Annotated in this window: 9 protein-coding genes and 2 pseudogenes; 1 reads left to right on the forward strand and 10 read right to left on the reverse strand. The window is 72.4% G+C overall.

Translation table 11 applies throughout. The annotated features are described in order from the left end of the window. From ABZ570_RS32660 to ABZ570_RS32705, 10 genes and pseudogenes are all read right to left on the reverse strand, one after another. Nucleotides 1-1,164 (reverse strand): acyltransferase (locus tag ABZ570_RS32660; RefSeq protein ID WP_358071829.1); only part of this gene is annotated, 1,164 nt, incomplete at its 3' end. A gap of 170 nt (nucleotides 1,165-1,334) precedes the next feature. Beyond that, nucleotides 1,335-2,225 carry a GTPase Era gene (gene era, locus ABZ570_RS32665; RefSeq protein WP_358071841.1) on the reverse strand — a complete coding sequence of 297 codons (891 nt, stop codon included), beginning with the start codon at nucleotides 2,223-2,225 and terminating at the stop codon, nucleotides 1,335-1,337. Nucleotides 2,226-2,272: 47 nt separating this feature from the next. After that, entirely contained in the window at nucleotides 2,273-2,659 is a 387-nt protein-coding gene (locus ABZ570_RS32670; RefSeq protein WP_358071831.1) for a cytidine deaminase, read from the reverse strand. Continuing rightward, nucleotides 2,652-4,061 carry a hemolysin family protein gene (locus ABZ570_RS32675; RefSeq protein WP_358071842.1) on the reverse strand — a complete coding sequence of 470 codons (1,410 nt, stop codon included), beginning with the start codon at nucleotides 4,059-4,061 and terminating at the stop codon, nucleotides 2,652-2,654. Before ABZ570_RS32675 ends, ABZ570_RS32670 begins: the two co-directional genes overlap by 8 nt. Continuing rightward, on the reverse strand, nucleotides 4,037-4,510 hold the full coding sequence (ybeY, locus tag ABZ570_RS32680; protein ID WP_358071833.1) for an rRNA maturation RNase YbeY: 474 nt from the start codon (nucleotides 4,508-4,510) through the stop codon (nucleotides 4,037-4,039). Before ybeY ends, ABZ570_RS32675 begins: the two co-directional genes overlap by 25 nt. Nucleotides 4,511-4,528: 18 nt before the next feature. Then, nucleotides 4,529-5,002 (reverse strand): PhoH family protein, encoded by a 474-nt coding sequence (locus tag ABZ570_RS32685; RefSeq protein WP_358071844.1) that lies wholly within the window; start codon nucleotides 5,000-5,002, stop codon nucleotides 4,529-4,531. A 159-nt stretch (nucleotides 5,003-5,161) separates the two neighbouring features. Continuing rightward, a pseudogene (locus ABZ570_RS32690) lies at nucleotides 5,162-5,974 on the reverse strand (LAGLIDADG family homing endonuclease); the annotation flags it as partial. After that, nucleotides 5,963-6,658, reverse strand: a pseudogene (locus ABZ570_RS32695) (PhoH family protein); the annotation flags it as partial. The pseudogenes ABZ570_RS32690 and ABZ570_RS32695, both read right to left, overlap by 12 nt. 200 nt (nucleotides 6,659-6,858) lie before the next feature. Beyond that, nucleotides 6,859-8,235, reverse strand: coding sequence for a serine hydrolase domain-containing protein (locus tag ABZ570_RS32700; protein ID WP_358071835.1), 1,377 nt, complete (start codon nucleotides 8,233-8,235; stop codon nucleotides 6,859-6,861). Between the two features lie 21 nt (nucleotides 8,236-8,256). Next, nucleotides 8,257-8,607, reverse strand: a complete 351-nt coding sequence (locus ABZ570_RS32705; protein ID WP_358071837.1) for a histidine triad nucleotide-binding protein — start codon at nucleotides 8,605-8,607, stop codon at nucleotides 8,257-8,259. 94 nt (nucleotides 8,608-8,701) lie between these two features. Here ABZ570_RS32705 and ABZ570_RS32710 point away from each other — a divergent pair. Further along, nucleotides 8,702-9,517, forward strand: an 816-nt coding sequence (locus ABZ570_RS32710; protein WP_358071839.1) for an SDR family oxidoreductase, incomplete at its 3' end; no start/stop codon positions are given.

Here is a 9,517-nt window from a genome sequence, read left to right on the forward strand (position 1 = left end):
CCCGGCTTCGCCGACTGGCTGCGGTTGCGCGAGCCCGCCGACCGGCGGCCCGGTCTGCCGAGCTGGTCGTTCCGCCCGCGTACCGGCCGTCACCAGCTCGGCCTCCGCTCCGGCGGGCGCGGGGCTGGCCGGGGCCGCCGCCGCCCGCTCGGCCACGGTCCGCCGGGGCCGGCCCGGGAGCAGCTCCGGCGTACGCCGGGCCGCCAGGTCCTCGACCCAGCCGACCACCAGGGTGACCACGCCGACCAGGGCGAACACCAGCACCACCCGGATCGTAAGGCCGAGCGGGTCGCGCGAGGTCCAGCCGACCAGACCGACCAGCGGGGTGAGCGCCGCCACGAACGACATGTGCCACAGGTAGACGGTCAGCGCGCGCCGATTCAGCACGGTGACCGCCCGGCTCAACAGCGGGATGCGGTCGACCCAGGCCGCCCCGGTCGGGGCCCGGCCGATCGCCACCAGGATGAACGCGGCCGACCAGAGGGCGTTGCCCAGGTGGATGTCGTTCAGGTCGTAGCCGCGCGGGCCGGGGTGGGTGAAGATCCAGGCCAGCCCGGCGCCGCCGAGGGCGAGCGCGGTGGGCACCAGCACCCGGTTGCGGAGCCGGCGGAGCAGGCCGTCGTGGTGGGCGAACCCGAGCAGCCAGGCACCGAAGTACAGGCCGAACTCGCGCAGCACCTGTGGCGCGTCCGGGTAGATGCCTGCCTCGATCACCAGGAGCAGCGCGTACGGGGCGAGGAGGGTAGACAGCGGCGCCCGGCGGAACAGCCACAGCGCGAGCGGCGAGGCCAGCACGAACCACAGGTAGTCCCGCAGGTACCAGATGGGGCTCAGGGCCAGGGCACCCCAGTAATTGGCCGGCGGGTCGCTGATCGGGAAGAGCCACAGCAGCACCTTCGGCGTGAACGGCAGCCCGGTGAGCAGCATGGCCGGCACGAAGAACGCGGCGAGCACCCACACCGACGGCAGCAGGCGACGCAGCCGGCGCGCCACGGCGGACGCGCCGGTCCGGTCCAGGGAGGCGGCCATCAGCGAGCCGGCGAGGGCGAACATCACCGACATCGCCGGGAAGACCAGGGTCAGGGCCGCCGACCCGACGACGTGGTAGACGACGACCCGCACGATGGCCAGGAAGCGGAGCAGGTCCAGGTATCGGTTTCGCATCAGCCTGCAGCTATGTCCGGGGGCAAGGGACCAATGCTCCCTACCCTCCGACGTAGCAGGGTGAAACGGCGAGCGAACCGGGCCAGAAGTGAAACATCCCATAATCATGGCCGAAACGGATCAGTCGGGACGGAAGCCGCCGGCCCCGCGCCGGGACCGGCGGTCGACGGTCAGAAGCCCAGCTTGCGCAGCTGCTTCGGGTCCCGCTGCCAGTCCTTGGCCACCCGGACGTGCAGGTCGAGATAGATCCGGGTGCCGAGCAGCTCCTCGATCTGCCGGCGGGCGGTGGTGCCGACCGCCTTCATCCGGCTGCCCCGGTGACCGATCATGATCGCCTTCTGACTCGGTCGCTCCACGTACACGTCGGCGTAGATCTTGGTGAGGTTGCCCTCCGGGATCATCTCCTCCACCACCACGGCGATGGAGTGCGGCAGCTCGTCCCGGACGCCTTCGAGGGCCGCCTCCCGGATCAGCTCGGCGACCAGCACCTGCTCCGGGTCGTCGGTGAGCATGTCGTCCGGGTAGAGCTGCGGCGACTCCGGCAGGTACCCGGTCATCACGTCGACCAGCGTGTCCACCTGGTGCCCGGAGACCGCGCTCACCGGCACCACGTCGGCGAAGTCGGCCAGCTCGCTCACCGCGAGGAGCTGCTCGGCCAGCCGCTTCTTGTCCACCAGGTCGGTCTTGGTGACCACGGCCAGCACGGTCGCCTTCAGGCTGGCGAGTTCGCCGGTGATGAACCGGTCGCCCCGGCCGATCGGCTCGTTTGCCGGGATGCAGAGACCGATCACGTCGACCTCGCTCCACGTCTCCCGGACCAGGTCGTTCAGCCGCTCGCCGAGCAGTGTACGGGGACGGTGCAGGCCCGGGGTGTCGACCAGGACGAGCTGGGAGTCCGGCCGGTGCAGCACGGCGCGGATGATGTGCCGGGTGGTCTGCGGCTTGTTCGAGGTGATCGCGATCTTGGTGCCGACGATCGCGTTGGTCAACGTCGACTTGCCGGCGTTGGGCCGGCCGACAAAACAGGCGAAACCGGCCCGGTACGGATGCTCCCGCTCCAGGTCACTCCCGCCGCTGCTGTGCCTGACGGTTCGCTCGCTGCGCTCGCTCACTGGACCACCGTGCCGAGGACGGTGCCGTCCGGCGCGGCCACGTGGATCGGCGCGTCGGCGGAGAGGTCCCGGACCGCGGCGTGCCCGGCGCCGTCCAGCGTCGAGGCCTCGGTCACCACCACGGCGGCCTCCAGCCGGCTGGCGCCGGCGGCCACCGCCGAGGCGACCGCCAACTGAAGCGCGGTCAGCGTCAGCGACGGCAGCGCGACGCTGGCGGCCGCGTACGTCCGCCCGTCCTGGTCGCGGACCGCCGCGCCCTCCACGGCGCCGACCCGGCCACGCGCGCCCCGGGCCAGGACGACCAGCTTGCCGTCCTCGGCGCTGAGCACGGCGGGGTCGGTCGGGGTGGGCCGGGCGGCCGGCACGGCGGGTGACTCAGGCATCGGCGGGTTGCCTCTCCTCGGAACGGTTGTGGTTGCCGCGGGGCTCGGCGCGCTCGCCGCGCCCCGCGCTGTCGGATGCCTCGCTCGGCGGGACCCGGGAGACCAGCACGGTGTCGATCCGGTTGCGCCGGCCCGTGGTGCCCTCGGCGATCAGCCGGAGCCCGGCCACCTCGGCCTCGGCACCGGGGAGCGGCACCCGGCCGAGCGCCTGCGCGAGCAGCCCACCGACCGTCTCCACCTCGTCGGTGGGCAGTTCGGTGTCGAACAGCTCGCCCAGGTCCTCCACCGGCAGCCGGGCGGTCACCCGCACGGCCCCGTCCGCCAGGTGCTCGACCGGCGGGCGTTCGACATCGTACTCGTCGGTGATCTCACCGACGATCTCCTCCAGGATGTCCTCGATGGTGACCAGGCCGCCGGTGCCGCCGTACTCGTCCACGACGATGACCAGGTGGTTCCGGGCCGCCTGCATCTCGGAGAGCAGGTCGTCGACCGGCTTGGACTCCGGCACGAAGGTCGCCGGCCGCATCAGCTCGGCCACCGGCAGCTGCCGGGCTTCCGGCGCGCCCTGGATCCGCCGGATCAGGTCCTTGAGGTAGAGCACGCCGAGCACGTCGTCCACGCTCTCGCCGATCACCGGGATCCGGGAGAAGCCGGAGCGCAGGAAGAGCGCCAGCGCCTGGGCGAGCGTCTTGCGCTCCTCGATCCACACCATCTCGGTACGCGGCACCATCACCTCGCGGGCGATGGTGTCGCCGAGGGCGAAGACCGAGTGGATCATCTGGCGTTCGCCGTGCTCCACGACGCCGCGCTGCTCGGCCAGGTCGACCAGCTCGCGCAGCTCCACCTGGGTGGCGAACGGCCCCTCGCGGAAGCCGCGCCCCGGGGTGACCGCGTTGCCGATCAGGATCAGCAGCGAGGCCAGCGGGTTGAGCACCCGGCCCAGCCAGCGCACCAGCGGCGCGACCACCCGACCCACCGGGTACGCGTGCTGCCGGCCGAGGGTGCGCGGGGCGACGCCGACCACCACGAAGCTGACCACGGTCATCGCCCCGGCGGTGACCAGGGCGGCCCGCCAGCCGGCGCCGAAGGTGTCCACCGCCACCAGCGCGACCAGCGTGGTCGCGGTCAGCTCGGCCAGCAGCCGGAGCAGCAGCAGCAGGTTGAGGTGGCGGACCACGTCACGGGCGACCGCCTGGAGGGCACGCGCGCCGCGCGCCCCGTCGCGGGTCAGCTCGGCGGCCCGAGCCGGGGAGACGGCGGCCAGCGCCGCCTCGGTCATCGCGATGAGGCCGGCGAGCACCACCAGCCCCGCCGCGAAGACGATGAGCTGCAGGTCGGGCAGATTGGCAGGATCGGCGCCGGCCGCCAGGGTGGTCATCATCTGGACCGGGTCGACCGCCAGCTGGCCAGCAGGCGGGCCTGGAGCCCGAACATCTCCCGCTCCTCCTCCGGCTCGGCGTGGTCGTAGCCGAGCAGGTGCAGCACCCCGTGCACGGTGAGCAGGTGCAGCTCGTCGGCGGCCGAGTGGCCGGCGGTGGCCGCCTGCTTGGCCGCCACCTCGGGGCAGAGCACGATGTCGCCGAGCAGGGCCGGCTCGCCCCCGGCCGGGGCGTTCTCCCCCGGACCGTGGTCGACGCTGCCCTCGTCCATGGGAAAGGCGAGCACGTCGGTCGGGCCGTCACCGCCCATCCAGCGGTGGTTCAGCTCGGACATGTAGTCGATGTCGACCAGCAGGATGGAGAGCTCGGCGAGCGGGTTGACCCCCATCTCGTCGAGGGCGTGCCGGGCGACGGCGAGCACGGCGTCGGTGTCGACCTCGACACCGGACTCGTTGGCGATCTCGATGGACAACTGTCTTCCTCTGGTGGATTAGCGGCGCCGGCCGGCCCGGCCGCCCTGGGCGGTCCGCCCGGGCACGGCGTGCACGCTCTGCGCCTGCTGGTTCTCCCGCTCGGCGTCCCAGCGGGCGTACGCGTCGACGATCTCGCCCACCAGCTTGTGGCGGACCACGTCGGAGCTGGAGAGCTGGGCGAAGTGCACGTCCTCGACGTCGCTCAGGATCTCCCGGACCACCCGCAGGCCGCTGGTCGTGCCGCCGGGGAGGTCCACCTGGGTGACGTCACCGGTGACCACGATCTTGGAACCGAAGCCGAGCCGGGTGAGGAACATCTTCATCTGCTCGGGCGTGGTGTTCTGCGCCTCGTCCAAGATGATGAACGCGTCGTTGAGGGTGTTGTGCGTCACCAGAAAGTGATCGGTGACATACAGCGAGTCCTCCGCCGCGACCTGGATGCACATCGTCTCCTGCACACCGGCGGGGACGATCGAGTCGATGAACCGCATCGGCCGACCGCCCCCGTGCTCCTCGTACCGCTGGCGCTTACGCGACAGGCGGAACGGCGGGACGCTCTGGGGCAGCCGGATCTCCAGGACGTAGGCGTCGCCACGGTAGGGAACGGGACGGCCGTTCACCCGGCCGGGCTCACGCCCCTCAGCCTCCCGAACCCGCCACGATGCGACGCCGCCGAGCGACTGGACCAGGTGGATGACGTCGTCCCGCAGCCGGGCGGACGTGGTCGCGTACTGCACCCGGCAGGTGCGGCCCGCCTGTACGACCGGCCCCCCGTCGGTGTCCAGCAACCCTTGCAGAACAGCCAGTCGGACGTCGACGCTGTTGTTCTTGTAGACGTCGGGCACGAACTGGGTCCCCGACGTGGCCCCGGCCAGACCCAGCTCGCGGATCGCGACCGTCACCGGGTTCGCGACGATCACCCCGCCCCGCTGCCCGTTGACGTGCCGGAGGACATAGTCGTAGTCGCTCTTGCGGACGAGCTCGACGTCGTCGAGCGCGTCCTCGATCGCGCGGGCGAGCTCCGGATCCGCGGTGCTGAATCCCGGCGTCGTCTGACCCGAGATCGAGCCGTCCCCGAGCAGCAGACCGAGCACGTACGGATCGAGCGGAACGTCCTGCGGCTCCAGCTGGACGGGAGCCACGATCGGAAGCTCGTACCGGCGGATGTGGCCCCGCCGCTCCTGGCCGATCATCTCCTGCGTCTCGAGAGTGCGTCGCCGACCGCGCCGCTTGTCCTCCGGCGTCGCGACCGTCCAAAGATGCTCGCCGCAGCAGACGGTGGACGCCCCGTCCTGCGTGGTGACCCGGTAGACCTGTTTGGGCCCCTGCGGGTAGATGCCGATCACCGGCGTGGGCGTCCCGTCCGAGCCGATGACCAGGTCGCCGACCTGGAGCGACCCGAACGGCTTGAATCCCTCCGGCGTCAGTACCCGCGCGTCGTACGGCTGCGCCCTTCCCCGCATGTACGCCAGCGGCGCCACCTCGATCGTGCCGGCCGCCATCAGCTTCGGGATGGACTCCGGGTCGAGCATGTCGTGCAGCGCGTCGTACAGCGGGCGCAGGTACGGGTCGATCTTCTCGTTCAGGGTGCCGGGCAGGAAGCCCAGCCGCTCCCCCGCCTCGACCGCCGGCCGGGTCAGGATGATCCGGTTGACCTGCTTGGCCTGGAGCGCCTGGACGGCCTTCGCCATGGCCAGGTAGGTCTTGCCGGTGCCGGCGGGGCCGATGCCGAAGACGATGGTGTGCGCGTCGATCGCGTCGACGTAGCGCTTCTGCCCGAGCGTCTTGGGACGGATGGTGCGGCCGCGCCGGGAGAGGATGTTGAGCGTCAGTACCTCGGCGGGCCGCTCGGCGCTGCCCTGCTCGAGCATGCCGACGGTACGCCGGACGGCGTCAGTGGTCAGGGTCTCGCCTTTCTCGATGAGTTCGAGCAGCTCACTGAAGAGCCGCTCGGCGAGGGCGTTGTCCGCGGGCGCGCCCGTGATGGTGATCTCGTTGCCCCGCACGTGGACGTCACTGTTGACCGAGCGTTCGACGAGGCGCAGGATCTCGTCGCCCGCGCCGAGCAGGTTCACCATGATCTTCTGGTCCGGGACCGTGATCCTGGTCTGCACCCGGGGCGGGCCGGGAGGTGGGGTGCCGGTCATAGGTCGGGCCGTCGGGCCCTGCGCCACCTGCTTCCGATCTCGGCGCCGGGCCCTGCTGGCGCGGCGTGCGGTTTCACCTATCGTATCGGTTCAACACCGGGCGCACCCCGCCCATTTCCGCCGGGCGCAGCCCGGCGGACCAGCCGCTCAGCCGCGGGGGCGCAGCCCGGCGGCGGGGCCGCCCAGCCACCGCCAGGAGATCAACTGCCGGCGCGGAAGTCGTACCCCTCGAAGGTCTCCTGGTGCCGGGTGAAGCGGTAGGTGGCCCAGTGCATCCGGACCACCGCGCCGCGCTCGTCGCGGGTCAGCCGCAGCAGCTCACCCACCTCGCGGCCGGCGACGGTACGGAACACGTCCGGCCGGTCCGGCAGCGGCGCGAACACCGCCGGCGGCTTGCCGGCCGGGTCGTCGGCGCCCCGGGCCCGCAACGTGCCGTCGTGCCAGGAGAAGACGTACTCGAAGCCCTCGCCCCACCAGCGGCCCAGCATCCCCCGCAGGTGCTCGGGGGCCGGCGGGCCGGGACGCCAGGGCTCGATGTCGGCCGGATCGTGCTCGGCGGCTGCGGCGAGCAGCCGGTGCGGCAGGTCGAACACCTCCACACCGGTACCGGAGGAGCCGAGCACGGCGCAGCCCATCACGCCCGCGGTGCCGGTCCCGCCGCGCCGCCCGTAGACGGCGGCCAGGAAACCGGGCATCGCCCCGTCGTGCCCCACGTGCATCACCCGCCCAGGCTGCGGCACCAGGATCAGGCCCAACCCGAAGCCGGCCGCCCAGAGCGTCTCGTCGGTGGTGGTGAGCGGCCAGCGCATCTCGTCGAGGGTGGCCGGGGCGAGCACCGCGCCCGCCGGATCCAGTGCGGCCGGATCGGCCAGGAAGGCCGCCCAGCGGGCCATGTCCGGCGCGGTGCTCCACAGCTGCGCGGCCGGGGCCACCCCGCCGAAGTCGGTCGGCGGCTCCGGCCGCGCCTCGTCGGAGTACGCGTCGACCAGAAACCCGGTCGCGGCCCGCTCGCCGGGGGTGGGGCCGGTGGCGGTCAGCCCGAGCGGAGCGAGCACCCGCTCGGCCACCACCTCCGCCCAGGTGCCGCCGCGCAGCCGCGCGACCAGCTCGCCGAGCAGCGCCATGCCGAGATTGGAGTAGTGGTAGCGCCGGCCGGTCGGCAGCACCCGCTCGACCCGGGCCAGGTCGGCGATCAGGTCGGCCACGCCGGGCGCCCGGAGCGTGTCCCAGACGTCGCCGTGCGGCTCGCGCTGCAGGCCCGCGGTGTGCGACAGCAGCCGGCGTACGGTCAGCTCGCCGTGCGCCGGCAGGTCGAGGTGCTGCCCGATCGGATCGTCCAGGTCGAGCAGCCCGTGGTCGCGGCACTGCATCACCAGCACGGAGGTGAAGGTCTTGGTGACCGAGCCGATCCGGAAGACCGTGTCCTGGTCGAGCGGGGTGTCGTTGCCGGTCCCGCCCACCGCGCAGGTCCAGAGCGGCCGGTCGGCCCGGTGCAGGGCGACCGAGACCGCCGGGATCCGGCCCTCGGCCTGCGCCTGCCGCACCATCCGGCCCAGCCGGTCATGCACCGTGATCATGCGTGCAGTCTAGGGAGGGCGTCAGCGGCAGAGCATCGGGCCGAGCGGGGCGCCGCCGAACACGTGCGCGTGCACGTGGAAGACCTCCTGGCCGGCGTACGCGCCGGTGTTGAACATCAGCCGGAAACCGTCGGCGAGCAGCCCCTCCTCCTCGGCGACCGTGGCGGCCGTGGCGAGCACCTCAGCGGCCAGCCCCGGGTCACCCTGAGCGAGGGTGGCCACGTCCGCGTAGTGCTCCTTGGGGATCACCAGCACGTGCGTCGGCGCCTGGGGGTTGATGTCCCGGAAGGCGAGGGTGGTGGCGGTCTCCCGCACGACGGTGGCCGGGATCTCCCCCGCAACGATCCGACAGAACAGGCAGTCAGTTCCCATCCGGGCAGTGTAAGGAAGGGCCCCCTGTTAACGCCTTCTGCATAGGAAGGGTCCCCTGTTAACACTTGAGGTTGGGTACGGCAGGATGGCCGCCATGGCAGGGCGGGCGGTACTGGTGACAGGGGCCTCGCGCGGCATCGGCCGGGCGGTGGCGCGGGCGTTCGCGGCGGGCGGGGACCGGGTGGCGATCCACCACCGGGACTCGGCGGAGCTGGCCGAACGGCTACGCGAGGAACTGCCCGGCGAGGGACACGTGGTGGTCCGCGCGGACCTGACCGACCCGGACGCCGTCCGGGCGATGGTGGACGAGGCGGCGCAGCACCTCGGCGGGCTGGACGTCCTGGTGAACAACGCCGGCGTGTACGGGCCGCGGGACCTGCCGCACCCGGTCTTCGGCAACACGTACGCGCAGTGGCAGGAGCAGTGGCGCCTGGTCCTGGAGACCAACCTGACCGGCGCCGCCAACGTCACCTGGTGCGCCGCCCAGCACATGCGCGAGCGGGGCGGGCGGATCGTCAACGTCTCCTCCCGGGGCGCCTTCCGCGGCGAGCCCGAGCAGCCCGCGTACGGGGCGAGCAAGGCCGGGTTGAACGCGCTCGGTCAGTCGCTCGCGCTGGCCCTGGCCCCGTACGGCATCGCGGTGGCCACGGTGGCACCCGGCTTCGTCGAGACGGACATGACCACCACCCACCTCAGCGGCGAGCGGGGCGACCTGATCCGCGCCCAGTCCCCGTTCCAGCGGGTGGCGCGCCCCGAGGAGATCGCCGCCGCGGTGCACTGGCTGGCCAGCCCCGAGGCCGAGTGGGCCTCCGGCACCATCGTCGACCTAAACGGCGCCTCCTACCTCCGCACCTATTCGGTTATCCAGACCACGACGAGGAGTGGGACGTGCTGCGCCGGCGGATCGCCC

The organism is Micromonospora sp. NPDC007271 (assembly GCF_040634005.1).
Taxonomy (GTDB): Bacteria; Actinomycetota; Actinomycetes; order Mycobacteriales; family Micromonosporaceae; genus Micromonospora.

What these genes read in the sequence shown, in the direction of transcription:
- ABZ570_RS32700 (WP_358071835.1), bottom strand. Translation starts at nt 8,235, where the DNA reads ATGATCACGGTGCATGACCGGCTGGGCCGGATGGTGCGGCAGGCGCAG.
- ABZ570_RS32670 (WP_358071831.1), bottom strand. Translation starts at nt 2,659, where the DNA reads ATGCCTGAGTCACCCGCCGTGCCGGCCGCCCGGCCCACCCCGACCGAC.
- ABZ570_RS32705 (WP_358071837.1), bottom strand. Translation starts at nt 8,607, where the DNA reads ATGGGAACTGACTGCCTGTTCTGTCGGATCGTTGCGGGGGAGATCCCG.
- ABZ570_RS32685 (WP_358071844.1), bottom strand. Translation starts at nt 5,002, where the DNA reads ATGCGGTTCATCGACTCGATCGTCCCCGCCGGTGTGCAGGAGACGATG.